This is a genomic window from Kitasatospora sp. NBC_01246 (genome assembly GCF_036226505.1).
Lineage (GTDB): Bacteria > Actinomycetota > Actinomycetes > Streptomycetales > Streptomycetaceae > Kitasatospora.
On the sequence record NZ_CP108484.1, the window covers coordinates 5,062,760 to 5,089,037 of the forward strand.

Sequence of the window (26,278 nt, forward strand, 5' to 3'; positions counted from 1 at the left end):
GGTGTGAAACGTGAGCAGTAGCGGCCTTATCTACGCCGTCATCGTAGGGGCCTGGGCCGCCTATCTGGTGCCGATGTGGCTCCGCAGGCAGGACGAGCTCAACGAGGCGCGCCCGACGGAACGCTTCAGCACCGCCATCCGCCTGCTGGCCGGGCGTTCGGCGCTGGAGCGGCGGGCGGCCCGGGCCCTGGGCGACGAACCGCGTGACGACGAGCAGAGCGACGACGGCCCTCCCGTACGGGACGAGGCCGCCCCGGGCGACCCCGGCGCCGGTCCCGACGGCGATCCCGGTGCCGACCGCGCGGGCGGTCCGGGTGCCGACCGCGACGGCGGGACCGCGCCGGAGCCGGAGCGGCTGCCGGAGGCGGAGCCGGAGCGGCCCGTGCTCCGCGCCCCCGAGCGCCCAACCGGTGCGCGCGGCGGGATCGAGCCCCGGGCTCGGCTGCTGGCCCGGCGCCGCCGGATGGTCACCGTCCTCTTCCTGGCCTTCGCCCTCGGCGCGGTCGTCGCGGCGGTGTCCGGCCTCGCCTTCCTCTGGGTCCCGGCCGTGCCGGCGACCCTGCTGACCCTCTACATCGGCCACCTGCGCAAGCTGGAGCGGCTGCGGTACGAGGTGAAGATCGACCGGGTCCGGGCCGCCCAGGCCGCCGAGCGGCTGCGCAAGCGCGAACAGCAGCGTGCCGAGGCCGGTCCGGCCGAGGAGGCGCCGGAGCGGGCCCCCGAGGCCGCGGAGCCGGCCGGGCGCGGCCGCTCGCACCTGCGGCTCGCCACCGACCGCGACCGGGCCCCGGAGCCGGCGGGTCCGGCGTCCGCCTCGGCACTGGCGGAGGCGACCGAGCACGAGGAGTGGGTCGACGGCATGCGCGAGCGCGGCGCGGCCGGTCCGGACTCCTGGGAGCCCGTGCCCGTCCCGCTGCCGACCTACGTCACGGCTCCGGTGGCGCCCCGGGTCAGCCGGGGCCTCGACCTGTCGGCCCCCGGCACCTGGACGGCCGGCCGGCCGGCCGAGGCCCGGACCGGAGAGGTCCGTACCGGGGAGGTCCGGGCGACCGAGGCACGCAACACCCCGCTCTTCGACCAGTACGCCGAGCCCGCCGCCACCGAACCCCGCCGGCGCGCCGCCAACGAGTGACCGCCCGGGGGTGCTCCGGCACCCCCGGCCGTCCGGTCCTCCGGGGGTGGTCACGAGCCCCCTCCGAAAGGTGCTAAAGTTTCTTCTCGTTGGGGCTGTGGCGCAGTCCGGTAGCGCACCTCGTTCGCATCGAGGGGGTCAGGGGTTCGAATCCCCTCAGCTCCACCCAACAGGAAGTCCCGCCCGATCGAGAGATCGGGCGGGACTTCTGCGTTGTGCCGGAAGGCGCGGCGGACGGGCGGTCAGCGGGTCGTCACGGGCCGGGAGTTGGGCCTGTGACGATGATCACCTGACCACCACGACGGTGCACGGGGCGTGGTGCACGCAGTACTGGGTGACGGTGCCGAGGGCGGCGCCGGGCGGCGCGGCGCGGCCACGGCTGCCGAGGACGAGCACGGCGGCGCCCTCGGCGGCGCCGGTCAGTGCCGGACCGGGCGCGCCGGCCTTGAGGTGGCGCCGGACGGCGGAGGGCCCGGCCGCGGGTCCGGCGGAGGACAGCGCGGCGGCCAGGGTCTCGTCGAGGATCCGCGCGGCGTGCCGCTCGGGGCCGAAGCCGTCCAGGGCGGGCGGGACGAGGCCGTGCTCGCCCAGCAGGCAGGGGAACTCCCAGACGGTCACCGCCTCCAGCGGGCCGCCGGTGACGGCGGCGAGCCGGGCGGCCCAGCGGACGGCGGCGAGGGAGAGCGGGGAGCCGTCCACACCGACCACGATCCTGCCGTCCGGCTGCCGGGTCATCTTTCGAGCGTAGAGCGGTGCCGCCGGACCGGCGAGACGGCCGAGGGCCGACCGGAGAGACTCCGGCCGGCCCTCGGGAGGTGTCGGGTGCCGTCAGGGCTGGCCCGAGCCCGCGTACGGGCCCGGCTGCGGGGCACCGGCCTGCGGCGGCACGGAGCCGTAGCGGGCCGGCCGGCGGCCGTGCGGGTGGCGGGTGAGGGTGTAGCCGGCGACCCCGGCGAGGGCCGCCAGCACGCCGCCGGCCAGGGTCCAGAACCACCGGCTGTTCCAGCCGGAGAACCAGCCGGTGTACCAGTGCTCCTCGGCCTCCTCGGGGGCGGCCGCCTTGGCGGTCGCGGCGCCGCCGCCGACCGGCGGGACCAGCGGGGCCTTCAGCTCCCCGCCCTCCGGCTGGGCGTTGTCGGCGTCGCCCTTGGCGCTGACGTGCAGCTGGACGGAGGCGGCGAGGCCGAGGTCCGGCTGCGGGGCGTCGGCGAGCGAGAGCCGTACGTAGTAGGTGCCGGGCAGCGGGTCCCCGGACCATGGCTCGGCCCAGGAGCGGACCTCGCGCAGCGTGCAGCTGAGCGCGAGCGAGGCGGCGGCCGGGTCGGCGGTGGCGTTCTGGGTGCCGGCGGTGCAGGACTGGCGGCGGCGCAGCCCGTCGAACACCTCGACGCTCCAGGTCTGCGGGCCGTGCCGGTCGGCGGAGGGGGCCAGGCCGACGGTCAGGCCGACCGTCGCGGTCTGGCCCTCGGAGGCGCCGAACGCCCAGTACAGGTAGTCGCCGGTGGAGGCGGCGACGTTGGCGTCCTGGCCGGGGGCCAGGTTGATGGCGGTCAGGAAGGACGTTCCGGCCTTGGTGGCCGGGGCGGGCGTCCCGCTCGCGCTGGCGGAGGGGGACGGTGAGGCGGCGGAGGCCGCGGGGGCCGCCAGCACCAGGGCGGGGAGCAGGGCGAGCGCGGCGAGCGCGGCGCGGGTCGTCGAGGTACGCATGGTCAGTTCTCCCGCCAGACAGCGATCCGCCAGCGTGCGATCCAGCCGAACAGCAGGCCGGTCAGCAGGCCGGCCAGGGTGAGCACCAGCAGCAGGATCCAGCCGCGGCCGAGACCCATCGCCGGGCCGTCCGGGGCGGGCGAGGCGGCGGACAGGTCGACCGTCAGCTCCAGCGGCAGGCCGGGGTCGGCCTGGACGCCGGGCAGGGCGGCCAGCGAGTTGCTGACGACCAGGCAGACGGTGGTCTCCGGCTTGCCGCTCGGCGAGGCGGACGGCGTCGCGGAGGCGTAGCCCTTGGAGTCGTCGGTGGACCAGCGCAGACCGGTGGAGATCACGTCGGTCCGGCCGCTGCCGGCGTCGGTGCCGCGGACCAGTTCCTGGCCGGTGGCGCTGGTGGCCTGGAGCAGGACGCCGTAGTCACGGGCGACACCGCGGTCCAGGGCGACGCTGACCGAGGCGCGCAGCTCCTGCCCGGCCTTGACCGGGACGCGGTAGACCCGGTGCTCGGAGAACTTCTCCCGGTCGCTGTAGACACCGGGGGTGAGGACGGGCGCGCTCTCGCACTTGTCGGTGCCCGCCGTCTTGACCGGCGCCACCGTGTAGGTGTCGTTGGAGCGGTCCACCAGCTGCTTCACCTTGTCGGTGAGCTGCTCCTGGGTGCGGACGTCGGTGTAGGTGCCGCCGGTCGCGTTGGCGATGCAGAGCAACTGCTGGCGGGTCTTGTCGTCGTGCGCCAGGCCGAGGGTGTCGATCACCAGGTGGATGCCCTGGGCGGCGAGTTCACGGGCCACGTCGCACGGGTCCGGCGGGGCGCAGGAGTCCTCGCCGTCGGTGATCAGCACCACCCGGCGGGTGGTCTCGCCCTTGCCGAGGTCCTGCGCGGCACCGCGCAGGGCCAGGCCGATCGGGGTCCAGCCGGTCGGGCGCAGGGTGGCGACCGCGGTCTTGGCCTCGACCTTGTTGGTCTTGCCGACCGGGAAGAGCTGCTTGGTGTCCAGGCAGCCCTGGGCCTTGTCGGCCTCGCCGGGGACGTTGGCGCCCAGCGTGCGGATGCCGAAGTCGGTCTCCGGGGGCAGGGCGTCGATCACCTCGTTCAGGGATTGCTGGGCCACCGCGATGCGGCTCTTGCCCTGGATGTCGGTGGCTCGCATCGAGCCGCTGACGTCCAGGACGAGGTCGACCCGGGGGGCTTCCTTGCCGGCGTTGCCGGCTGATGGTTCGTCGGCATGGGCGGGCAGGCCGCTGAGCAGCGCGCCGCCTGTTATCGCCAGGGCGGCCAGCAGGCTGCCGAGCCTGGCCTTCGGGCGTCGTCCGGTAGTCACCCGCCCGATCCTAGGGATCATCAGTTCGCCATGGCCAACGCGGTCCGGTGCACGGGCCGCCGGACTCCGGCGCGAACTCCCGGGCGCCGGTGGGACATCGGCCGCCGGTTGCCGAGGCGTGCGCCGCCCGGGTCGGGGCGGGCGCCGGTCGGACGGCCGGCGGCGGGAGCGGTGGCGGGGCCGGGCGGCGGTGCGGGTGACGGCGGGCCGGTTCGACGGGGCGGGACACACCGGCCGCAAGAGCCCATATCTGCGGATAGCGCTCGTTAGGGTGACGAACCGGGGCACCGGCGCCCGCGCCCGGCCGGTACGTCCGACGGATTGGAAGGACCAGCGCATGAGCAATCTCTTCGCGATCGCCTACCCGGATCTGGCCACCGCCCAGGCGGTGCGCAACGAGGCGGTCGGACTGCAGACCCAGAAGCTGATCGACCTGGAGGACGCGGTCGTCGTGGAACGCCGCGAGGACGGCAGGATCAAGCTGCACCAGCAGGTCAGCACCACGGGTGCGGGCGCCGCCTCGGGAGCGCTCTGGGGCGGCGTCATCGGTCTGCTGTTCTTCATGCCGCTGCTCGGCGCGGCGGTGGGCGGCGCCGCCGGCGCGGCGGTCGGCGCCTCCACCGACATCGGGGTGGACGACGACTTCATGCGCGAGGTCGCCGAGCACCTCCAGCCGGGCACCGCCGCGGTGTTCCTGCTGGTCCGCCGGGCCACGGCCGACAAGGTCGTGCCGGCGCTGGCCCGCTACGGCGGCCGGATCATCCAGACCTCGCTCTCCGCCGGGGCCGAGGCCGAACTCAGGGCCACCGTCGAGGCGTCCCGGGTGCAGCCCGCCCCGGCCTCCGCCCCGGCCTCCGCCTGAGCCGCACCCGCCGGGCCGGCCGCCCCGGCCGTCGTTCCGTCAGCAGCACACCCGCGCAGCAGGACACCCAGGACGGTCCGTGGCGACACCCTCCGCCGTGACGAGAACCGCCGGCCGGCCCCGCCGGACGGTGCGGACCCGGCGCAACACCGAGCTCGCGCTGGTCCTGGCCGCCGTGCTGATCGCCGTCCTCGGCTACGCCGAGGTCGGGGTCAACATCGACGGCACGGTCCCCGCCGACGCGGCCGAGTACGGCGCCGCGCTCGGCGTGCTCGCGCTGCTGGCGCACGCCGTGGTGCGCTGGCGGGCGCGGTACGCCGATCCGCTGCCGCTGCCGATCGGCGTGCTGCTCAACGGGATCGGACTGGTCGTCATCTACCGGCTGGACCGGGCCACTCCCGGCGGCGGCGCGGCCCCCACCCAGCTGCTCTGGTCCACGCTCGGGGTGGCGCTGTTCATCGCGGTGGTGGTGCTGCTGCGCGACCACAAGCGGCTGCGGCGCTACGCGTACATCGGCGCCCTGGTGGCGCTGGTGCTGCTGGTGCTGCCGATCTTCTTCCCGCCGGTGTACGGCTCGCGGATCTGGATCACCGTCGGACCGCTCTCGTTCCAGCCGGGCGAGTTCGCCAAGATCCTGCTGGCGGTCTTCTTCGCCGCCTACCTGGCGGTCCACCGGGACGCGCTGGCGCTGACCGGCCGCCGGGTGCTCGGGTTCCAGCTGCCGCGCGGGCGGGTGCTCGGGCCGGTCCTGCTGATCTGGGCGGCCTTCGTGGGCGTCCTCGTCCTGGAGACCGACCTCGGCACCTCGCTGCTCTTCTTCGGCCTCTTCGTGGTCATGCTCTACGTGGCGACCGCGCGCAGCGGGTGGATCGCCATCGGGCTGTTCCTGGCCGCGGTGGCCGCGGTCGGGGTCGGCTGGCTCTCGCCGCACGTGCACAGCCGGGTCAACGACTGGCTGGACCCGCTCGGCTCGATCGCCGAGGGGCGGGGCGCCAACCAGATCGCCCAGTCGCTGTTCGCCTTCGCCTGGGGCGGGGAGCTGGGCAGCGGCCTCGGCAACGGGCACTCCGTGCTGATCGGGTTCGCGGCCAAGTCCGACTTCATCCTCGCGACCATCGGCGAGGAGCTGGGGCTGACCGGGCTGATCGCACTGTTCCTGCTGTACGCGCTGCTGGTCGCCCGGGGCTTTCGCACCGGCATCGCGCTGCGGGACCCGTTCGGCCGGCTGCTCGCGATCGGGCTGGCGTCGATCGTCGGCCTCCAGGTGTTCGTGGTGGCCGGCGGGGTGCTCGACCTCATCCCGCTGACCGGGATGACGCTCCCGTTCGTCGCCCAGGGAGGCTCCTCGGTGGTCACCAACTGGATCATCGTCGCGCTGCTGGTGCGGATGAGCGACATCGCCCGCCGCCCGTCCGCCGGGGAGGTCTGATGGCGCTCGGCCGCTCCCGGGGCGGCGGGCCGCAGGGCCGGCCGGGGATCTCCGTCACCGGCCGCCGCGCGGGCACCTTCTGCCTGCTGCTGACCGTGGCGCTGTGCGTCCAGGCCACCCGGGTCCAGGTGTTCCGGGCCGACGAGCTGGACCACAACCCGGCCAACCAGCGGCTCACCATCGAGCGGTACTCCCAGCCGCGCGGCAACCTGCTGGTCGGCGCCGACAGCGTCACCGGCTCCGAACCCACCGGCGGCCGGTACGACTACAAGCGCACCTACACCGACGGCCCGCTGTACGCCGCCGTCACCGGGTACTCCTCGCAGGCCTACGGGAACACCCAGCTGGAGGGGACGGAGGACGACCTGCTCTCCGGGACGGACAGCCGGCTGGCGAGCTGGGCGGTCTGGGACGCCGTCGCCCGCAAGCAGAACCCCGGCGGGGACGTCTACACGACCATCGACCGGGCCGCCCAGCAGGCCGCGATGCGCGGACTCGGCGGGCAGCAGGGCGCGGTCGCCGCGATCGAGCCCGCCACCGGCCGGATCCTGGCGCTGGCCAGCACCCCCTCGTACGACCCGGGCAGCTTCGCGGGCTCCTCCGCGGTCGACCAGGAGGCCTGGAACCGGCTGCAGGCCGACGCCGACCAGCCGATGCTCAACCGGGCGCTGCGCCAGACCTACCCGCCCGGCTCGACCTTCAAGGTGGTCACCGCCGCGGCCGCGCTGCAGCACGGCGTCGTCACGGACCCGGACGCGCCGACCGGCGCGCCCTACCCGTACGTCCTGCCGGGGACCACGACGCCGCTGGTCAACGACACCCCGGTGTGCGACGAGCCGGGGCAGTCGCTGGACACCGCGATGGTCCACAGCTGCAACAGCGTGCTGGGCTACCTCGGGGTGCAGGTCGGGCTGGAGCGGATGGTGGAGACGGCCGCGGACTTCGGCTTCAACGACCCGAGGCTGGACGTCCCGGTCCGGCCGGCCCGCTCCAACTTCGACACCCGGATGAACGAGTCCCAGCTGGCGCTCTCCTCGATCGGCCAGTTCGACACCGCGGCCACCCCGCTGGTGATGGCGATGGTCGCGGCCGGGGTCGCCAACAACGGCGCCGTGATGCGTCCACAGCTTGTGGACAAGCTGACCAAGCAGGACGGCACCACCGTGCAGCTGATGCGCCCGGCCGCGTACCGGCAGGCGATGAGCCCGGCGGTGGCCGGGCAGGTGCAGCGACTGATGACCGACGTGGTGGAGAACGGCACCGGGCGCAACGCGCGGATCGGCGGGGCGGTGGTCGGGGGGAAGACCGGCACCGCCCAGCACGGGGTGGACAACTCCGGGACGCCCTACGCCTGGTTCATCGCCTGGGCCAAGCCGGCCGGCTCCGGCGCGGTGGCGCCGGTGGCGGTCGCGGTCGTGATCGCGGACAGCGACGCGACCGATGTCACCGGCGGCGCGCTGGCGGCACCGATCGCCCGGTCGGTGATGCAGGCCGTCCTCGGGCGGTGAGGGGCGGAACGGCCCGTGCGCCGGGAGCACGTCGCTGACCTGCGGCTTAGCGGCTCGGTCCAAGATCCGCCGTTTGCGAAGTGTCCGGTTTGTGCATGCCAGTGCGACGATTCGTACAATGCGCACCGCGCGACTGTTCGTTTGCGACACTGGTGCATTCGCGGGGTACTGTCCCATCTTTGTTCGGTTGGTCCCCGATGGCACCCCACGGCGCGTCGAGTGACCGGCCGCTAGGACACCCTCCCTCGCCCAGCAAGGATCCTCGTTTTGGCCAGCAACGCCCTCGGCGCGCGCCTGTTGCGGCGCAAGCCCGTCTCGACCCTGATCGCCGAGAGCGAGGGCCGCGACGGCCTTCCCGCCGGTGCGCCCGAGGAGGGCGGACGCTCCGGTATCCACCTGCGCCGCACGATCGGCCTCTGGCAGCTGTCCTCGATCGGCATCGGCGCCACCATCGGCACCGGCATCTTCTTCGTGCTCAGCACCGCCGTGCCGTCGGCCGGTCCGGCCGTGATCCTCTCCTTCGTGATCGCCGCGGTCACCGCCGGCCTCACCGCGCTCTGCTACGCCGAGATGGCCTCCGCGATCCCGGTCTCGGGCTCCTCGTACTCGTACGCCTACGCCACCCTCGGCGAGGGCGTCGCGTTCGCTGTCGGCATCTGCCTGCTGATGGAGTACGGCGTCTCGGCCTCCGCGATCGCGGTGAGCTGGGCCGAGTACCTCAACAAGTTCTTCGACCTGGCCTTCGGGTTCAAGATCCCCGAGGCGATCTCCGGGGCGCCCGACAGCACCCACTGGTTCAACCTGCCGGCCCTGCTGCTGGTCGCGATGGTCTGCATCCTGCTGATCCGAGGCGTCAGCGAGTCGGTGAAGGTCAACGCGGCCATGGTGGGCATCAAGATCCTCATCCTGCTGCTCTTCATCGGGGTCGGTCTGACCGGCTTCCACTCCGGCAACCTGACCCCGTTCATGCCGCTGGGCATCGGCGGCGTCCAGGTGGCGGCCTCCAGCATCTTCTTCTCGTTCATCGGCCTGGACGCCGTGTCCACCGCCGGTGAGGAGGTCAAGAACCCGCGCCGCACCCTGCCGATGGCGATCATCATCTCGCTGGTCGTGGTCACCCTGCTGTACATCCTGGTGGCGCTGGCCGGCATCGGCGCGCAGCCCTGGGAGAAGTTCGACGGCCAGGAGGCGGGCCTCGCCCAGATCCTCCAGGACATCACCGGCCAGAGCTGGCCTGCCATCGTCTTCGCGATCGGCGCGATCATCTCGATCTTCAGCATCACCCTCGTGGTGATCTACGGCCAGACCCGCATCCTGTACTCGATGGGCCGCGACGGCATGCTGCCCAAGCGCTTCGCCGAGCTCTCGCCGCGCACCGGCACCCCGGTCTGGAACACCATCGTGGTGGGCCTCGGCGTCGGCGCGCTGGCCGCCTTCATCCCGCTGAACGTCCTGGCCGACATCACCAGCCTGGGCACCCTGATCGCCTTCTCGGTGGTCTCGGTCGGCGTGATCATCCTGCGCCGCACCCAGCCCGACCTGCCGCGCGGCTTCAAGGTGCCCGGCTACCCGGTCGTCCCGCTGGTCAGCGTCGGCTTCTGCATCTACCTGATCACCGGCCTGCACGCCGACACGTTCCGGGCCGGAGCGATCGCCCTGACGCTCGCCGTGGTCGTCTACTTCGGCTACAGCATGAAGCACTCCAAGCTGGAGAAGGCGGCGCGGCCGACCGACGCCACGGCCGACAACCCGGCCGGCTGAGATTCGCGTACCGAGCACCCGCGGACGGGGCCGTCGAAGGGCGAATGCCACTCGACGGCCCCGTCCGTGCCACCGCAGACTCCCGGCCCGGAGATGGCGACACGGCGTGGCCCCCGCCCATAACCTTCCACCATGGTGAGCACCCGCACGCCCGGCTACTCCCGCCCGCGCGGCCGCTTCACCGGCCGTGGGGCCGCGCCGGCCCCGCCCGCAGAGGCCGGGCCGCCGACCCGACGAGACCGTCCGCGCGGTACGGCGGCGCCCCGGCCGTTCCCCCGTCAGCGTGGTGACCGGTCCACCGGCACCCCGCCCGATCGGCTGAACCCGACCCGGCTCGCCGCGCTGCGGCGCGTCCAGCTGTTCGGCTGCCTGGTGGCGGCCGGCTGGGCGGCGGCCTTCCCGCTCGTGTCGGACCTGCCCAACCAGCGGCTCTGGGGGACCGTCGCGGCCCCCGCGTACGCCCTCGCCGGGCTGTTCTGCCTGGTCCTGCCGCGCCGGTGGGCGGCCCGTGCGGCCGCCGGGGTCGCCCTCCTGGGCGCCGTCCTGGTGCCGCTGGCGCTGCTGGCGCTGCAGGGGCGCCACCAGTCCGAGGTGATGGTGGTCGAGCGCTCGGCGCACCTGCTGCTCACCACCGGCAGCCCGTACCTGCCGCACCCGGTGGTGGTCACCGACTACAACCCCTACCTGCCGGCGATGACGCTGTTCGGGATGCCGCGTGCCCTGGTGGGCAGCGGCAATCCGGTGGCGCAGGTGGTGGGGGACGCCCGGATCTGGTTCGCGCTGACCTTCCTGGCCTGCCTGCTGGCCAGCTGGCGGCTGCTGCGGCCGTCCCGGGACCGGGCCCCGCTGCTGCCGCTCGCGGTGCTCACCGCCTCGCCGCTGATCGCGCTGGCCCTGGCGGTCGGCGGGGTGGACCTGCCGCTGATCGGGGTCTGCTGCCTGGCCATGGCCCTCGCCGAACGGGACCGCACCATCGGCGCCGGGCTGGTCCTCGCCCTGGCCTGCACCCTGAAGTGGACGGCCTGGCCGGCGCTGCCGGTGGCCGTCCTGCTGCTATGGCGGCTCTACGGGCGGCGCCCGGCGGCCCGGGCCGGACTGACCGCGCTCGGCACCGGCCTGCTGGTGATCCTGCCCTCGGTACTGGTCCGGGCCGACGAGCTGCGCGAACAGGTGGTGCGGTTCCCCCTGGGGCTGACCGCGATCCAGACGCCGGCCGGCAGCCCGCTGCCCGGCAAGGTGCTGGCCGGGTTCGGCCCGACCGGGCACACCGTGTCGCTGGCGCTGATGACGGTGGGCGGGCTGGGGGTGGCGATCTGGCTGCTGGCCCGGCCGCCGGTCTCCGCGATCGCCGCCGCCGACCTGCTGGCGGCGGGGCTGGCGATCGCGTTCATGCTGGCGCCGGCCGGGCGCTTCGGCTACCTGGCGCTGCCGGCCGTCCTGGTGATCTGGCCCCGGCTGGCCGCCCGGCGGTGGAGCGGGAGCCCGCCGGTGCCGACCGGCTGCCTGCTGACCCGGCCGGAGCCGGCGCTGCCCCGGGGCTGACCGCGGGGCGGCGCCGACCGGGCGTCAGCGGTTGCCGGCCGCCTTGATGACGGCGGCGACGGCCGGGCCGGCCGCGTCGGCGCCGTGGCCACCGGCCTGGACCTCGGCGGCGACGGCGATGTTGCCCCGGTAGGCGGTGAACCAGCTGTTGGTGGTGTCCATCCCGGCGACCTCGGCCGAGCCGGTCTTGGCACCGGCGTTGTCCGAGATGCCGGCCATCGCGGCCTTGGCCGTGCCGTCCTTGGCGGTGGCGGCCATCATCGCCTTCAGCTTGGCGTCGGCGTCCGCGGAGAGGTTGCGGGCGGCCTTCTGCTGCGGCAGGTCGGCGACCAGGATCGGCTGCTTGAACTCACCGCTCTGCACCGTGGCGGTGATCGAGGCGATGGCCAGCGGGTTCATCTGGACCTTGCCCTGGCCGATCGACTGCATGGCCTGCTCGTCCTTGTTGGCGCCCGGGTCCGGCACCCGGCCGTCGACGTTGGGCAGGCCGGTCTTCCACTCCAGGCCGATGCCGAAGACGTCCTTCGCGGTGGCACCGAGGGTGGCCGGCTTGAGGCTGGCCAGGCCCTGGTCGATGAAGGCGGTGTTGCAGGAGATCATGAAGTCCTGCTGGAGCGTGTTGTTCGGGTAGGCGTCCGGGAACGAGTTCGGGATCGCCTTCGGGTTGCTGCTCTTCACCGGACAGGCGACCGGGGTGTCCGGGTTGACGCCGGCCTCCAGCAGGGCCGCCGAGGTGACGATCTTCATCGTCGAGCCCGGGGCCAGCAGGCCGACGAAGGCCCGGTTCTGGCCGGTGGCCGGCGCGTTGGCGAAGGCCAGCACCTGGCCGGTGCTCGGCTCGATGGCCACGATCGAGCCCTGCTTGCCGCCCAGGTCCGCCATCGCCTTCTCGGCGGCGGCCTGCACGGCGTTGTCGATGGTGACCTTGAACGGCTTGGCCGGCTTCGGCTCGACGATGGTGAACAGCTTGTCGGTGACGCCCTTGCCGGCCGCGTCGGTGATCACCACGCCGCTTCCGGCGTCGCTCTGGTCCTTGGTCGGGTCGGCCTGGAGGAGCTTGCGGGCGTTGTCCTGGAGGGTCGAGATCAGCGCCGGGGTGATCGAGGCGCCCTGCAGCGCCTTGCCGTTGCGGTCGACCACGTTGCCCGCGGGGGCGAAGACCGGCTGGGTGGCGATCACCTCGCCCGCGGTCAGGTGCGGGTGGATCACCGACGGGGCCCAGTGCACGGCCGGGGTGTTGTCGCTCATCTTCACGACGCCCAGGAAGCCGTTGTAGTCCCAGACCCGGTTGGTGCCCTCGAACTCGGCGCGGGCCTTGAAGCCCATCAGCACCCCGGAGGGGGCGGCGGAGGCGGAGGCCGACGGCGACTCGGTGCCCGCCGCGGTCGGCGCCGCGGAGCCGGTGGCGGCCGCGGGCTTGGCGCCCGGCGAGGGCGTGCCGGTCGCGGAGGCGAAGGCGGCCGGGGTGGCCGGGCCGGACGGCGCGAGGGTCAGCGCGCTGGGCTTGACCTGGTCCTTGAACGCGGTCAGCGCGGCGGTCGCGGCCGCCGGGTCGTCGGTCAGCCCGGCCGCCTTGGCGATGTCACCGGCGGCCCAGGCCTCCAGGAAGTCCTTGGCCCCGGCCGCGGCCTGCTCGGCGCTGGGAGGCTCGGCGACCACCGTGCGGGCCTTCTTGGCCTCGGCGGTGTCGGAGCCGCCCGACCCGACGAGGCTGTAGGCCCCGTACCCGCCGCCCGCGAGCACGGCGACGGAAACGCCGGTGATGATGCCGATCTTGGCGCCTCTGCGCATGGTGCTGTTCCCCCAAGGGTCTGGCGACTGGCCGCAGCCGGAGGTGGCCGGATACGCGTTCGGTGACCAGCCTAGGCAGCCGAACTCGGTGCGCCGACGAAACGCCCGGGTCTTGTGACGGATCTGGTACGTGTCGCGCACCACGTCGGTACGGTTCCCACCCCGGGACCGTCAGATCCAGGTGTTGAACCACATCCGCTTGCGCCAGTCGTCCATCGGGATCGTCTGCCCGGTGTACAGCGGGTAGAAGAAGAGGAAGTTCCAGACGATCAGCAGCACCAGCAGCCCGGCCGCCGCGGAACCGATGATCCGCCGGTCGCGGGACGCCCCGGCCGGCCCGATCAGAGCGCCGACCAGCATGGTCACGGCGAGCACCAGGAACGGCACGAAGGCCACCGCGTAGAACAGGAAGATGGTCCGCTGCTGGTAGGCGAACCAGGGCAGGTAGCCGGCGGCCAGGCCGCAGAGCACCGCGCCGGCCCGCCAGTCGCGCCGGGCGGCCCAGCGCCACAGGCAGTACACCAGCGCCACCACGCCGGCCCACCAGAGCAGCGGGGTCCCGATGCCCAGCACCTCGCGGGCGCAGTCGCTCGCGGTGCAGCCGGCCTGGCCCTGCTTCGGGGACTCGTAGAAGAAGGAGACCGGTCGGCCGAGCACCAGCCAGCTCCACGGGTTGGACTGGTAGGTGTGCGGATCGCTCAGGTGGGTGTGGAAGTCGTACACCGTGGAGTGGTAGTGCCAGAGCGCCCGCAGGCCCTCCGGGATCCACGGGAACGCGGTGTCCCGGCCGACCGCCCAGTCCCGGCCGTAGCCGCCCCGGCCGGGCACGGTGCTGCTGGCGAACCAGCCCCACCAGGAGGTCACGTAGACCACCGCGGAGACCACCACGATCGAGACGAAGGCCGGCACCACGTCCCGGACCAGCGTCCACAGGTACGGGCGGCCGGCGCCCGCCAGCCGGCGCGAACCGGCGTCCCAGAGCACGGTCAGCACACCGAAGGCGGCGGCCACGTACAGGCCGCTCCACTTGGTCGCGCACGTCAGACCGACGCAGACGCCGGCCGCGATCCGGTACGGGCGCCAGCCGAGGTTCAGCCGCTGGGCCAGGGCGGAGTCCGCCGCACCGCCCAGGCGCGCGACGATCCTCGCCCGGGTGCGGTCGCGGTCCAGCAGCAGGAAGCCGAACGCGGCGAGGATCCAGAACATCACCACCAGGTCCAGCAGCGCCGCCCGGCTGAGCACGAAGTGCAGGCCGTCCACGGCGAGCAGCAGACCGGCGACGCAGCCCAGCAGGGTCGAGCGGAACAGCCGGCGGGCGATCCGGGCCACCATCAGGATCGACAGCGTGCCGAGCAGCGCCACCGCGAACCGCCAGCCGAAGGGGTTCATCCCGAACAGCTGCTCGCCCGCGCCGATGATCCACTTGCCGACCGGCGGATGGACCACGTAGCTCGGGTCCGGCCGGTACGGCACGGCCGACCCCGCCATGATCTGCTCGTTGGCGCCGTCCGGCCAGCTGATCTCGTAGCCGCCGTGCCAGAGCGCGTACGCGTCCTTGGCGTAGTACGTCTCGTCGAAGATGATCGCGTTCGGCTCGCCGAGGCCGCTGAACCGGAGCAGTCCGCCGAACAGGGCCACCAGGAGCGGGCCGAGCCAGCCGGCCCAGCGGCAGAGCCAGGACCAGAGCGGCGCCGGCACGGCTACGCCGAGCCGCAGCAGGACCGGCGAGGGGGCGACCCGGGCCGGCGTCACGCCCGGGCCGTCCGGCATCGGCGGCACCAGCCGCTCGGCGAGCGTGGCCTTCGGCGGCGGGGTGTAGCCGTGCCGGGCCAGGCGCCGCAGCCAGGACGGATCCGGGCGCTCCTCCTCCCCGGACGCGCGCGGGGCGGGGACGGCGGGGGACGCCTGGTCCGTCAGGACCGGCACGCCGACGCCACCCTGCGCGGTGTGGTCTGTACCAGTGGGCGTCTGCGCCGCCGTGTCGCCGTTCATCCGCCACATCGTAGGGGCGCTTCCCTCGGGGAGGACGGCTCCCTCCGAAGCTGCCCGAATCGTCACCAAAAACACCCGGGGCCCGGTTACTGCAAGGATGGGGCCCGTGACAGGAGTACTCGTTCTCGCAGGCACCCCCATCGGCGACGTCTCGGACGCCCCGCCCCGGCTGCTCACCGAGCTGGCCACCGCGGACGTGATCGCGGCCGAGGACACCCGGCGGCTGCGCCGGCTCACCCAGGCGCTCGGGGTGACCCCGGCCGGGCGGGTGCTCTCCTACTTCGAGGGCAACGAGGTCGGCCGCACCCCCGAGCTGGTCGAGGCGCTGCTGGGCGGCGCCCGGGTGCTGCTGGTGACCGACGCCGGGATGCCGTCCGTCTCCGACCCCGGCTACCGGCTGGTGGCCGCCGCGGTGGCCGCCGACGTCAAGGTCACCGCGGTGCCCGGCCCGTCCGCGGTGCTCACCGCGCTGGCGCTGTCCGGCCTGCCGGTGGACCGCTTCACCTTCGAGGGCTTCCTGCCGCGCAAGACCGGGGACCGGGCGCGCCAGCTGGCCACGGTCGCCGCCGAGCCGCGCACCATGGTCTTCTTCGAGGCCCCGCACCGGATCGCCGAGACGCTGGCCGCGATGGCCCTCGCGTTCGGCGCCGACCGCCCCGCCGCGGTCTGCCGCGAGCTGACGAAGACCTACGAGGAGATCAAGCGGGGCCCGCTCGGCGAGCTGGCGCAGTGGGCCGCCGACGGGGTCCGGGGCGAGATCACCGTGGTGGTCGCGGGCGCCCCGCCGGCCGCCCCGGCCGAGCTGACCCCGGCCGAGCTGGCCCGCCGGGTGGCTGTCCGGGAGGAGGCCGGGGAGCGCCGCAAGGAGGCCATCGCGGCGGTCGCGGCGGAGCTGGCGCTGCCCAAGCGGGAGGTGTTCGACGCGGTGGTGGCGGCCAAGAACACGCCGGCCGGCCCGGCCTGAAAGCCGCAGGTGCCGGGCGTGACGGGGGCGCGTACCTTGGAGTGAAGGCCCCGGTAAACGCCCGCCGAGCTGAAGCTTTGGCCGTGGTTTTCGGTCAGGATCCACCCTTTCGTATAGGGATTCCCAATCCGCGTCCAAGTCTTCACAAGAGGGGCATCGGCCGGGGCGATCCGGGCATTTCCTGGGATGGAAAGACCCAGCCGGGCGAGCGTCCGGCGGGCGCTGGGAGACTGCTATGAGCGAGACGATCGGTAGCCCCCGCGGTGGCAATGCGCTGAGCGACCCCGGCCTGACCGGCCGGCCGCAGACCCCTGTCGAGACCGTCCGGGAGGCCTACTCCTTCGCCTGCCTGAGCTGCGGATACGGCTGGGAGCAGGCGTATGACATCGAGCACCACATGGCCCGGGACGGGCACGTCGTGTTCGAGTACCACGCCAACGGTGTCCGGGTGCCGTCGCCGCTGCTCAAGCCGACCTGCCCGGGCTGCGGCGGCCACACCGTCCGGATCATGCGCGAGGGCCGGGTGGCCAGCGCGGACAAGTCCTGGCAGCACGCCCCGGGCTACTCGGCGCACGCCGAGCCGGCCGGTTCCCAGCCGGTGGCCGCGCCCGCCGCGCCGCGCGGACGCCTGGCCCGGCTCTGGGCGCGCGTGACGGGCTGAGCCCGGGAGGACGGTTCGGCGGCCGGTCGGCGGACCGACGGCCGGACGACCCGGTGGAGCGGGAGCCGACCGGGGACCGGCGCGAGGCGCCGGCGGGCGGGCGGCGCCGGCCCCCGGTGGGCACGGGTCGAGGGCCGCCCCCGTACCCGATTAAGCTTGCCGACCATGGCGGCCACTGCAGAACACAGCACCACCGGGGACGCGACCCCGGCGTACTACGTCACCACCCCGATCTACTACGTCAACGATCGCCCGCACCTGGGCCACGCCTACACCACCGTGGCGGGCGACGTGCTGACCCGCTGGCACCGCCAGCGCGGCGAGAAGGTCTGGTACCTGACCGGCACCGACGAGCACGGTCAGAAGATCCTGCGCACCGCCGAGGCCAACGGCGTCACCCCGCAGGAGTGGTGCGACAAGCTGGTCGAGGAGGCGTGGAAGCCGCTCTGGCAGCACCTGGAGATCGCCAACGACGACTTCATCCGCACCACCCAGGAGCGGCACACCGACCGGGTGCAGGAGTTCGTCCAGGACCTCTACGACAAGGGCGAGATCTACAAGGGCGGCTACTCCGGCCCGTACTGCGTCGGCTGCGAGGAGTACAAGCTCCCCGCCGAGCTGCTGGACGGCGCCACCGAGGGCGAGAAGCTCTGCGCCGTGCACAAGCGGCCGGTCGAGTGGCTGGAGGAGGAGAACTACTTCTTCCGGCTCTCCGCGTACGGCCCGAAGCTGCTGGAGTTCTACGCCGCGAACCCGGACTTCATCCAGCCCGCCACGGCCCGCAACGAGGTGCTGCGCTTCGTCGAGCAGGACCTCAAGGACCTCTCGATCTCCCGCTCGACCTTCAACTGGGGCGTGCCACTGCCCTGGGACGAGAAGCACGTCCTCTACGTCTGGGTCGACGCGCTGCAGAACTACATCACCGCGGCCGGCTACGGCACCGACCCGGAGCGCTTCGCCGAGCTCTGGCCGGTCTCCGTGCACCTGGTCGGCAAGGACATCCTGCGGTTCCACGCGGTGATCTGGCCGGCCATGCTGATGGCCGCCGGACTGCCGCTGCCCAAGCGGGTCGTCGCCAACGGCTGGCTGATGGTCGGCGGCGAGAAGATGTCCAAGTCCAACCTGACCGGCATCGCCCCGCAGGACCTCACCTCGCACTTCGGCGTGGACGCCTACCGCTACTACTTCCTGCGGGCCATCCCGTTCGGCACCGACGGCTCGTTCTCCTGGGAGGATTTCACCGCCCGGTACACCTCCGAGCTGGCCAACGACTTCGGCAACCTGGCCTCCCGGGTGGCGGCCATGGTCGGCAAGTACTTCGACGGGGCGCTGCCGGCCTCGCCGGCCCACGGCCCGGCCGAGCAGGCCGTCGCGGACGGCCTGACGGCGGCGGTCGCGACCGCCGACCGGAAGATCGGCGAGGAGCTGGACTTCGCCGGCGGCCTCGCGGCGGTCTTCGAGTTCGTCAAGCAGGTCAACGGCTACCTCACCGAGCAGGCGCCCTGGAAGGTCGCCAAGGACGAGTCCGAGGAGGGCCGGGCGCGCCTCGCGACCATCCTCTACACCGCCGCCGAGGCGCTGCGGGCCACCGCCGTGCTGCTCAACCCGGTGATGCCGGCCACCGCCGAGAAGCTCTGGGTCTCGCTCGGGGCCGAGGCCGCCGGTCTCGGCGCGCTGTCCGCGCAGACCGTCGCCACCGCGGCGGACTGGGGCCGGCTGCCCGCCGGCGCCACCGTCACCAAGGGCGAGATCCTGTTCCCGCGCCTCGAAGAGAAGCCCGCCGCCTGATGGCGAAGAAGGACGACGACCGGTCGACGCCACCGCCGCTGCCCGCCCCGCTGGCGGTGGCGGTCGCCGACTCGCACACCCACCTGGACATGCAGTCCGGCACCCCCGCCGAGGGCCTGGCGCGCGCCGCCTCCGTCGGCGTCACCACCGTCGTCCAGGTGGGCTGCGACGTGCCCGGCTCGCGCTGGGCCGCCGATCTGGCGGCCGAGTTCGAGCAGGTGCACGCGGCCGTCGCCCTGCACCCCAACGAGGCGCCGCGGATCTTCCTCGGCGACCCGGACGGCTGGTCCGGGCAGCAGCGCCCGGCCGGCGGCGCCGCCGCGCTCGACGCCGCCCTCGCCGAGATCGACGCGCTCGCCGCGCTGCCGCAGGTCCGCGCCGTGGGCGAGACCGGCCTGGACTACTTCCGGACCGGTCCCGAGGGCGTGGAGATCCAGAAGGAGTCGTTCCGCCGGCACATCGAGATGGCCAAGCGGCACGACAAGGCCCTGGTGATCCACGACCGCGACGCCCACGAGGACGTCATCGCGGTGCTGCTGGCGGAGGGCGCCCCCGAGCGGACCGTCTTCCACTGCTACTCCGGCGACGCCGCGATGGCCAGGACCTGCGCCGAGCACGGCTGGTACCTGTCCTTCGCCGGACCGGTCACCTTCAAGGCCAACCAGCCGCTGCGGGACGCCCTCGCCGCCACCCCGCCGGACCGCGTGCTGGTCGAGACCGACGCGCCCTTCCTCACCCCGCACCCGTACCGCGGCCGCCCCAACGCGCCGTACCTGATCCCGGTCACCGTCCGCTCGATGGCCGCGACGCTGGGGCTGCACGAGGACGAGCTGGCCACCGCCATCGCGGCGAACACGGCCAGGGCCTTCGGGTACTGACCCGACCGGACCGGGCGCTCCGCCGGGACATGCGCGCCGCCGCACCCGGTGGTGAGCGCCCCCGCCGCGGTGGCCGAACCCCGGGGGCTCCCCGCGCCCGTATCCTTGGCGCGTGAGCACCACCGATCCCACCTCTGACATCCACCTGCTGGGCGCCGCCGACGTGCGGGAGCTGGCCGCCGCGTTCGGTGTGAAGCCGACCAAGCAGCGCGGCCAGAACTTCGTCATCGACGGCAACACCGTCCGGCGGATCGTCCGGGCGGGCGGGGTGACGGCCGAGGACTCCGTGGTGGAGGTCGGGCCCGGGCTCGGGTCGCTGACGCTGGCCCTGCTGGAGGTCGCGCGGCACGTCACCGCGGTCGAGATCGACCCGGTGTTGGCGCGGCACCTGCCGGACACCGTCGCCGCCCGGCTGCCCGGCAAGGCGGACGCCTTCGACCTGGTACTCAGCGACGCCATGGAGGTCACCGAGCTGCCCGGCCCGCCGCCCACCGCGCTGGTCGCCAACCTGCCCTACAACGTGGCTGTCCCCGTGCTGCTGCACATGCTGGCGACCTTCCCCAGCATCGAGCGCACCCTGGTGATGGTGCAGAGCGAGGTCGCCGACCGGCTCGCCGCCAAGCCCGGCAACAAGGTGTACGGCGTCCCCTCGGTCAAGGCCAACTGGTACGCCGAGGTGAAGCGGGCCGGCGCCATCGGGCGCAACGTGTTCTGGCCCGCGCCGAACGTCGACTCCGGGCTCGTCTCGCTGATCCGCCGCGATCCGCCGCGGACCACCGCGAGCCGCACCGAGGTGTTCGCCGTCGTCGACGCCGCGTTCGCCCAGCGCCGCAAGACCCTGCGCGCCGCCCTCGCCGGCTGGGCCGGCTCCCCGGCCGCGGCCGAGCAGGCGCTCGCCGGCGCCGGCATCGACCACAAGCTGCGCGGCGAGATGCTGACGGTGGAGCAGTTCGCCGCCATCGCCGAGCACAAGCCCGTGAAGCCGGAGTCCGAGTGATCACGGTACGCGTCCCCGCCAAGGTCAACGTCCAGCTGGGAGTCGGCGGGCTGCGCGCCGACGGCTTCCACGACCTGGCCAACGTCTTCTTCGCGGTCGCCCTCGGCGACGAGGTGACGGCGAGCGCCGCCGGGCCGGGCGAGGGCGTCACCCTCACCTGCTCCGGCCCCGACGCGGCCGCCGTCCCGCTCGACGACAGCAACCTCGCCGCCCGCGCGGCCCGGCTGCTCGCCGCCCGGCACGGCCTCGGCGACCCGGACGTGCGGCTGCACATCGCCAAGGCCATCCCGGTGGCCGGCGGGATGGCCGGCGGCAGCGCCGACGGCGCCGCCGCCCTGGTGGCCTGCGACGCGCTGTGGGAGCTCGGCACCCCCGCCGGGACGCTGCTGGAACTGGCCGCCGAACTCGGCTCCGACGTGCCCTTCGCCCTCCTCGGCGGCGTCGCCCTGGGCCGGGGACGCGGCGAGATCCTGGACCCGCTGCCCGTCACCGGGACCTTCCACTGGGTCTTCGCCGTCGCCGACGGCGGACTCTCCACCCCCGCCGTCTTCCGCGAGTGCGACCGCCTCCGGGAGGAGGCCGGCACCGGCTCCGGCGACACCGAGGTGCCCACCCCCGACGCCGACCCCGCCCTGCTCGCCGCCCTCGCCGACGGTGACCCCGTCGCGCTGGCCGGTGCGCTCGCCAACGACCTCCAGTCGGCCGCCCTCTCGCTGCGCCCGTCGCTCGCCGCGACCCTGCGGGCCGGCACCGAGGCCGGCGCCCTCGGCGCCCTGGTCTCCGGCTCCGGCCCCACCTGCGCCTTCCTGGCCAAGGACGCCGAGGCGGCGGCCGCCGTCGCCGAGGCCCTGCGCGCGTCCGGCACCTGCCGCACCGCGCACGCGACGTACGGCCCGGTCCCGGGGGCTGGCGCACTGCCGTAGCGGGCCCCGCCGGCTTCCCCGTTAGGCTGGGGAGATCGGGGCGACCCCGAATGGGGTGCGTACCGGGAGATCGGCGCGGCCCCGACCGCCGAATCCAGGAGCGCAGCACACGTGGCCGTCAACCTCGCCACCATCGAGTCCGTCACGAAGGTCTACGGCACCCGGGCCCTTCTGGACGGGGTCAGCCTCGGCGTCAGTGAAGGGGACCGGATCGGCGTCGTCGGCCGCAACGGGGACGGCAAGACCACCCTGATCCGGATGCTCGCCAAGCTGGAGGAGCCGGACGGCGGGCGGATCACCCACGCCGGCGGGGTGGAGATGGCCGTCCTCACCCAGCACGACTCGCTCGACCCGAAGGCCACCATCCGGCACGAGGTGATCGCCGGCCGGGCCGACCACGAGTGGCTCGGCGACGCGCGGATCCGCGACATCATCGAGGGCCTCTTCGGCGGCCTCGACCTGCCCGGCTTCGCCGAGGGCCTGGACACCGTGATCGGCCCGCTCTCCGGTGGCGAGCGTCGCCGGATCGCCCTCGCCAGGCTGCTGCTCGGCTCGCCGGACCTGATCGTCCTGGACGAGCCCACCAACCACCTCGACGTCGAGGGCATCGCCTGGCTCGCCAAGCACCTCCAGAACCGCCGTTCCGCGCTCGTCTGCGTCACCCACGACCGCTGGTTCCTGGACCAGGTCTGCACCCGGATGTGGGACGTCCAGCACGGCGCGGTGCACGAGTACGAGGGCGGCTACTCCGACTACGTCTTCGCCCGCGCCGAGCGCACCCGGATCGAGGCCACCGAGGAGCAGAAGCGCCAGAACCTCGCCCGCAAGGAGCTGGCCTGGCTGCGCCGCGGCGCCCCCGCCCGGACCTCCAAGCCGCGCTACCGGATCGAGGCCGCCAACGCCCTGATCGCCGACGTGCCGGACCCGCGGGACAAGAGCGAGCTGATGAAGTTCGCCAACGCGCGGCTCGGCCGCACCGTGTTCGAGCTGGAGGGCGTGACCGTCACGGCCGGCCCGAAGCTGCTCCTGGAGAACCTGACCTGGCAGCTCGGCCCCGGCGACCGGATCGGCCTGCTCGGCGTCAACGGCGCCGGCAAGACCTCCCTGCTGCGGGCGATGCGCGACGCGTACGCCTCGGAGGGCGACGTGCAGCCCGCCTCCGGTGTGATCAAGGTCGGCAAGACGGTCCGGCTGGCCTACCTCTCGCAGGAGGTCGCCGAGCTGGAGCCGGAGACCCGGGTGCTGCAGGCGGTCGAGCAGGTGCGCTCCCGGGTGGACCTCGGCAAGGGCCGGGAGATGAGCGCCGGTCAGCTCTGCGAGCAGTTCGGCTTCGGCAAGGACAAGCAGTGGACGCCGGTCGGCGACCTCTCCGGCGGCGAGCGGCGGCGGCTGCAGCTGCTCCGGCTGCTGATGGACGAGCCCAACGTGCTGTTCCTCGACGAGCCCACCAACGACCTCGACATCGAGACGCTGAACCAGCTGGAGGACCTGCTCGACGGCTGGCCCGGCTCGATGGTCGTGATCAGCCACGACCGGTTCTTCATCGAGCGCACCACGGACGTGGTGCACGCGCTGCTCGGTGACAAGAAGCTGCGGATGCTGCCCAACGGCGTCGACGAGTACCTGGAGCGGCGGGCCCGGATGGCGGCCGCCGCTGTGCCGGCGGCCGCGGCCGGCGTCGTGGCGGCGGCGTCGGCCGGCCCGTCCGCCGGGGACGTGCGGGCGGCGAAGAAGGAGATGCAGAAGCTGGAGCGGCAGATCGCCAAGCTGGACCAGAAGGAGGCCAAGCTGCACGCCCAACTGGCCGAGCACGCCGCCGACTTCTCCAAGGTCGCGGAGCTGGACACCGAGCTGCGCGGTGTTCGGGAGGAGAAGGAGGAGCTGGAGATGAACTGGATGGAGCTGGCCGAGCAGGTCTGAGGGCCGGTCGGGCCAACCTGGCGGGCCGGGCTGGCCCAGCCGGTCGGGGACGGGTGGCCGGTCGGCCTGGTCGGCCTGGTCGGCCTGGTCGGCCTGGTCGGCCTGGTCGGCCCGGTCAGCTTGGTCGGCCTCGGTCGCCGAGGAGCGTTTCGAGTTCGTCCGCCGCACGGCCCAGCGCGCTGCGCGCCGGGTCGTGCGGCCGGGTCGGACGGGCCGCCGGCCGGGTCGGCGGCCGGTGCGCGCGGGCGGCCGCGGTGAGGTCGTCCAGGGCCCGCCGGACCCGCTCCACCTCGCCCGGGTCGGGGACCCGGCCGCCGTACCGGATCTGTGCCGCGTACGCCGCCACGGCGCCGCTGAGGCGCTCCAGCGCGGCGGTCGCGGGCAGCCACCGTTCGGCGAGCCGGCCGGTGGGCGGCGGCTCGGTGAGACCCTGCTGCACCTCCCGGCGGGCGTCGGCGAGGGCGCGGTAGGCGGTGCGGCGGAGCCAGACCTCGGCGACCGGCGTGGCGGGGGCTTGTGCGGTGGCGGGGGCGTGCGCGGTGGCGGGGGTTTGGGTGGCGGCGGCCGGGGCCGGCCGGGTCTCTCCGGTGACCGAGGCGAGGTAGGCGTGGAGCGCGGCCGTCGCGTCGACCAGACGGGGCTCGATCCGGTGGCGCGGGCGTTCCGGCCAGAGCAGGTAGCCGAACAGCAGCACGATCGCACTCGCGAGCGCGGTGTCCAGGACCCGGGGCCAGAACTCGGCCGCGCCGCTCTGCCCGCCGAGCTGGAGCAGGATCAGCGCCATGGGGGTGATGGCGACGGTGTTCAGGCCGTAGTGCGCCGCCGTCGCGTACGGCAGCAGGGCCACGCAGAGCGCGGCGATCACGGTCAGCGCCCACGCGTCGGTGGTGAGCAGGAGCACCCCTGCCGTCACCGCCACCCCCAGTACGGTGCCGACCGAGCGGCTGACCGCGCGCAGGAACACCGAGCCGAGGTCCGGCTTGAGCACGAACGCGATCGTCATCGGCACCCAGTAGCTCTTGCTGAGCGGCAACGAGGCGGTGGCGGCCGAGCCGACCGCGATGCAGAGCGCCACCCGCAGGCCGTACCGGACCGACTCCCGGGAGAGCAGCCGCACGCGCAGCCGCCACGGGTCCGGGGGCGGCGGTGGCGCCGTCCCCAGGGCGGCCTCGCGCCCGGCGACGGTCTCGGCGGCCGCCCGCAGGGCCGCGTCCAGCGCCTGCCGGGACGGCGTGTCGGGCTGCCAGTCGGGCACCGCCACCTCGCCGCCGCCGCGCTCCACGGCCCGGGCGAGGAGCCCGGGGACGGCGGCGGCCTCCGGCGGGACGGGCCGCCAGGCCCAGAGCAGTCCGCTCGCCGCCTCGGTGGCCGCCAGCGCCGCCTCGTACATCCGGCGGAGCCGGACGGCGCGGGGGGCCTCGGGCACCCCGGGGCGAGGCGGCGGGAGGAGGTCCTGGAGCTGGTTCAGACGGGCCGTCAGGACCTGGCGCGACGCGGCGCCCCTCGGGGTGCCCAGGTCGGCCAGGGTGGCGCCGAGCGCGTCGTACGCGGCGGCGAGCGCCCGGGTCCGCGGGTCGGCGCGCGGGCGGCGGTGGCTGCGGCCCGGCAGGCCGAGCAGGACCACGAAGGCGGCCCCGGCCAGCATCATCGGCGCGGCCGCCCACCACGGCCGGGCGAGCGGCATTCCGCTCCCCAGCGCGGCGGAGACCAGCAGCAGCATCCCCGCCGCGGACCCGCGCGGCCCGGTGGCGCTCAGCGCCCCGGACACGAACGCCGTGGCGGTGAGCGCCGCACCGATGGCCAGGGCGGTCGACAGGAGCCCCCGGGGGTGGAACTCCTGCAGGGCGGTGCCGATCAGCATGCCGAGCGCGGAGGCGGACACCGCCGAGGCGATCCGCGGGGCGCGCAGCCGGGTGGGCTCGACGCGGTCGTTCATGGTGGCGTGCATCGCGCCGAGACCCGCGAAGACGCCGAGGTCCAGGTGGTGGGTGAGCAGCCCGAGCGCGAGCGGCACCGCCATGCCGACCGCCGCGCGCACCGTCGGCGCGAGCGGCAGCGGGGGCCGGGCCGGGCGGGCGGCCCGCGCCCACCAGGAGGTGCTCCGCCGTACGGGACCGGACGACCGGGACGGCACGTGATCACATCCATTCCGCTGCGAGCCGCCTCGCACGCGGGTGGGCGGGGCGGAGGGTCGCTGCTGTGCGACATTGCGCGGCAGATGAGGTCGTACCCGGCCGAACCGGACCCGGCCAGTCTAGCGGTCGGCCGGGTGGGGGCCGCCGGGACCTGTACGTGTCAAGTTCGTACCGATCGCACGCCCCTGGGGCACCGGCCCTGCCGACCTGACGGAGCGGGTGGCTACGATGGCTCAGGCGACTGCTGTCCGGACGGCGGGCGGTACGCCGAGTACGACTGTAAGACCGAGAAGTTGACGGTGTGTTGCGGTGCGGCGGCCCACGGGCCGCCCCGCACGCGGGGGAGAGGTGGATTTGCGGTGGCTGACGCACCTGTAGGCGGAGAAGCCGGGACGAACGGCGTGACGGCGCCTCCGGACGACAAGCCGTTCACGCTCGGGACCCATGGCGGCGGCTGGTTCGGCGGCATGTTCGGCGTGGTCGACAACGTCGTCCGGGCCGTGGAGACGAACGTCAGCGCCTCGGCGCTGGTGTCCGCCTTCGGAAGCAAGAACGTCAAGATCGAGCTGGACACGCTGACCGCCTTCGCGAAGAAGATCGAGGCGCTGCTCCAGGCGATGGAGGGCTCGGAGGCCGCGCCCTACAAGCTCCAGGAACAGCGGCTGCACGCGGACAACTTCGGCAAGGGCTTCACGCAGTCCACCGACCTGACGGCCGCGTACGGGAAGACCCACGACGCCCTGGTCAAGCTGCACAAGGACTTCGTCTCCCAGATCGAGGCGATGAAGACGGCGGTCGCGCAGACGGCGGGCAACTACGCCGGCAACGAGGAGAACACCACCGCCGCCCAGCAGGCGGTCGCGAAGAACGCCGGTGTGGTCAACCCGGCGGCGGGGCCGAACGGGCCGGGCCCGAAGGTGGCCTTCTGATGCCGGTCAGGGGCAGGAGTTTCGGTAGGACGGGGAG

20 protein-coding genes and 1 tRNA gene are annotated in these 26,278 nt (G+C 74.0%); 15 read left to right on the forward strand and 6 right to left on the reverse strand.

The window, feature by feature from the left end; translation table 11 throughout:
- The first annotated feature begins 10 nt into the window (after nt 1-10).
- On the forward strand, nt 11-1,132 hold the full coding sequence (gene sepX / locus OG618_RS22215) for a divisome protein SepX/GlpR (protein ID WP_329489283.1): 1,122 nt from the start codon (nt 11-13) through the stop codon (nt 1,130-1,132).
- Between the two features lie 91 nt (nt 1,133-1,223).
- Nucleotides 1,224-1,297, forward strand: a tRNA-Ala gene (locus tag OG618_RS22220).
- Between the two features lie 120 nt (nt 1,298-1,417).
- Here the strand turns inward: OG618_RS22220 and OG618_RS22225 are convergent.
- From OG618_RS22225 to OG618_RS22235, 3 genes are all read right to left on the reverse strand, one after another.
- Nucleotides 1,418-1,867 carry a universal stress protein gene (locus tag OG618_RS22225; protein WP_329489284.1) on the reverse strand — a complete coding sequence of 150 codons (450 nt, stop codon included), beginning with the start codon at nt 1,865-1,867 and terminating at the stop codon, nt 1,418-1,420.
- 93 nt (nt 1,868-1,960) lie between these two features.
- Nucleotides 1,961-2,839, reverse strand: coding sequence for a peptidase (locus OG618_RS22230; protein WP_329489285.1), 879 nt, complete (start codon nt 2,837-2,839; stop codon nt 1,961-1,963).
- 2 nt (nt 2,840-2,841) lie between these two features.
- Nucleotides 2,842-4,161 (reverse strand): VWA domain-containing protein, encoded by a 1,320-nt coding sequence (locus OG618_RS22235; RefSeq protein ID WP_329489286.1) that lies wholly within the window; start codon nt 4,159-4,161, stop codon nt 2,842-2,844.
- A 337-nt stretch (nt 4,162-4,498) separates the two neighbouring features.
- On the opposite strand from OG618_RS22235, the gene OG618_RS22240 reads away from it, so the two are divergent.
- The 5 genes from OG618_RS22240 to OG618_RS22260 all read left to right on the forward strand — a co-directional run bounded on the left by OG618_RS22240 (nt 4,499) and on the right by OG618_RS22260 (nt 11,263).
- On the forward strand, nt 4,499-5,023 hold the full coding sequence (locus tag OG618_RS22240) for a DUF1269 domain-containing protein (protein WP_329489287.1): 525 nt from the start codon (nt 4,499-4,501) through the stop codon (nt 5,021-5,023).
- 97 nt (nt 5,024-5,120) lie between these two features.
- The gene (locus OG618_RS22245) at nt 5,121-6,452 is read left to right on the forward strand and encodes an FtsW/RodA/SpoVE family cell cycle protein (protein ID WP_329489288.1); all 1,332 of its coding nucleotides are present in this window, start codon (nt 5,121-5,123) and stop codon (nt 6,450-6,452) included.
- A complete protein-coding gene (locus OG618_RS22250; RefSeq protein WP_329489289.1) occupies nt 6,452-7,960 on the forward strand; it encodes a penicillin-binding transpeptidase domain-containing protein in 1,509 nt (502 codons plus the stop codon). Before OG618_RS22245 ends, OG618_RS22250 begins: the two co-directional genes overlap by 1 nt.
- A 267-nt stretch (nt 7,961-8,227) precedes the next feature.
- Nucleotides 8,228-9,721, forward strand: a complete 1,494-nt coding sequence (locus OG618_RS22255; protein WP_329489290.1) for an amino acid permease — start codon at nt 8,228-8,230, stop codon at nt 9,719-9,721.
- 132 nt (nt 9,722-9,853) lie between these two features.
- Complete coding sequence (locus OG618_RS22260; RefSeq protein WP_329489291.1) at nt 9,854-11,263, forward strand: glycosyltransferase 87 family protein; 1,410 nt, start codon at nt 9,854-9,856, stop codon at nt 11,261-11,263.
- 24 nt (nt 11,264-11,287) lie between these two features.
- Here OG618_RS22260 and OG618_RS22265 read toward each other — a convergent pair whose 3' ends face one another.
- Nucleotides 11,288-13,054 carry a penicillin-binding transpeptidase domain-containing protein gene (locus OG618_RS22265; protein ID WP_329489292.1) on the reverse strand — a complete coding sequence of 589 codons (1,767 nt, stop codon included), beginning with the start codon at nt 13,052-13,054 and terminating at the stop codon, nt 11,288-11,290.
- Between the two features lie 171 nt (nt 13,055-13,225).
- On the reverse strand, nt 13,226-15,046 hold the full coding sequence (locus OG618_RS22270) for a dolichyl-phosphate-mannose--protein mannosyltransferase (RefSeq protein WP_329489293.1): 1,821 nt from the start codon (nt 15,044-15,046) through the stop codon (nt 13,226-13,228).
- Between the two features lie 106 nt (nt 15,047-15,152).
- On the opposite strand from OG618_RS22270, the gene rsmI reads away from it, so the two are divergent.
- The 7 genes from rsmI (at nt 15,153) to OG618_RS22305 (ending at nt 23,177) form a co-directional block, all read left to right on the forward strand.
- Entirely contained in the window at nt 15,153-16,010 is an 858-nt protein-coding gene (gene rsmI / locus OG618_RS22275; protein WP_396488731.1) for a 16S rRNA (cytidine(1402)-2'-O)-methyltransferase, read from the forward strand.
- A 235-nt stretch (nt 16,011-16,245) separates the two neighbouring features.
- On the forward strand, nt 16,246-16,671 hold the full coding sequence (locus OG618_RS22280) for a hypothetical protein (RefSeq protein WP_329489295.1): 426 nt from the start codon (nt 16,246-16,248) through the stop codon (nt 16,669-16,671).
- A gap of 165 nt (nt 16,672-16,836) precedes the next feature.
- Nucleotides 16,837-18,459, forward strand: a complete 1,623-nt coding sequence (gene metG, locus OG618_RS22285; protein WP_329489296.1) for a methionine--tRNA ligase — start codon at nt 16,837-16,839, stop codon at nt 18,457-18,459.
- Complete coding sequence (locus OG618_RS22290) at nt 18,459-19,337, forward strand: TatD family hydrolase (RefSeq protein WP_329489297.1); 879 nt, start codon at nt 18,459-18,461, stop codon at nt 19,335-19,337. Before metG ends, OG618_RS22290 begins: the two co-directional genes overlap by 1 nt.
- A 112-nt stretch (nt 19,338-19,449) precedes the next feature.
- Entirely contained in the window at nt 19,450-20,334 is an 885-nt protein-coding gene (gene rsmA / locus OG618_RS22295; RefSeq protein ID WP_329489298.1) for a 16S rRNA (adenine(1518)-N(6)/adenine(1519)-N(6))-dimethyltransferase RsmA, read from the forward strand.
- A complete protein-coding gene (locus OG618_RS22300) occupies nt 20,331-21,257 on the forward strand; it encodes a 4-(cytidine 5'-diphospho)-2-C-methyl-D-erythritol kinase (RefSeq protein ID WP_329489299.1) in 927 nt (308 codons plus the stop codon). Before rsmA ends, OG618_RS22300 begins: the two co-directional genes overlap by 4 nt.
- 111 nt (nt 21,258-21,368) lie before the next feature.
- Nucleotides 21,369-23,177: an ABC-F family ATP-binding cassette domain-containing protein gene (locus OG618_RS22305; protein WP_329489300.1), complete on the forward strand. Its 1,809-nt coding sequence runs from the start codon at nt 21,369-21,371 to the stop codon at nt 23,175-23,177.
- 115 nt (nt 23,178-23,292) lie between these two features.
- Here the strand turns inward: OG618_RS22305 and OG618_RS22310 are convergent, their stop codons facing one another.
- On the reverse strand, nt 23,293-25,311 hold the full coding sequence (locus OG618_RS22310; RefSeq protein WP_329489301.1) for an FUSC family protein: 2,019 nt from the start codon (nt 25,309-25,311) through the stop codon (nt 23,293-23,295).
- Nucleotides 25,312-25,713: 402 nt separating this feature from the next.
- On the opposite strand from OG618_RS22310, the gene OG618_RS22315 reads away from it, so the two are divergent.
- Nucleotides 25,714-26,241, forward strand: a complete 528-nt coding sequence (locus OG618_RS22315; RefSeq protein WP_329489302.1) for a hypothetical protein — start codon at nt 25,714-25,716, stop codon at nt 26,239-26,241.
- The last annotated feature ends 37 nt before the right edge of the window (nt 26,242-26,278 follow it).

What these genes read in the sequence shown, in the direction of transcription:
- OG618_RS22290 (WP_329489297.1), top strand. Translation starts at nt 18,459, where the DNA reads ATGGCGAAGAAGGACGACGACCGGTCGACGCCACCGCCGCTGCCCGCC.
- OG618_RS22280 (WP_329489295.1), top strand. Translation starts at nt 16,246, where the DNA reads ATGAGCGAGACGATCGGTAGCCCCCGCGGTGGCAATGCGCTGAGCGAC.
- OG618_RS22240 (WP_329489287.1), top strand. Translation starts at nt 4,499, where the DNA reads ATGAGCAATCTCTTCGCGATCGCCTACCCGGATCTGGCCACCGCCCAG.
- OG618_RS22225 (WP_329489284.1), bottom strand. Translation starts at nt 1,867, where the DNA reads ATGACCCGGCAGCCGGACGGCAGGATCGTGGTCGGTGTGGACGGCTCC.
- OG618_RS22265 (WP_329489292.1), bottom strand. Translation starts at nt 13,054, where the DNA reads ATGCGCAGAGGCGCCAAGATCGGCATCATCACCGGCGTTTCCGTCGCC.
- OG618_RS22260 (WP_329489291.1), top strand. Translation starts at nt 9,854, where the DNA reads ATGGTGAGCACCCGCACGCCCGGCTACTCCCGCCCGCGCGGCCGCTTC.
- OG618_RS22250 (WP_329489289.1), top strand. Translation starts at nt 6,452, where the DNA reads ATGGCGCTCGGCCGCTCCCGGGGCGGCGGGCCGCAGGGCCGGCCGGGG.
- OG618_RS22230 (WP_329489285.1), bottom strand. Translation starts at nt 2,839, where the DNA reads ATGCGTACCTCGACGACCCGCGCCGCGCTCGCCGCGCTCGCCCTGCTC.
- OG618_RS22270 (WP_329489293.1), bottom strand. Translation starts at nt 15,046, where the DNA reads ATGAACGGCGACACGGCGGCGCAGACGCCCACTGGTACAGACCACACC.
- metG (WP_329489296.1), top strand. Translation starts at nt 16,837, where the DNA reads ATGGCGGCCACTGCAGAACACAGCACCACCGGGGACGCGACCCCGGCG.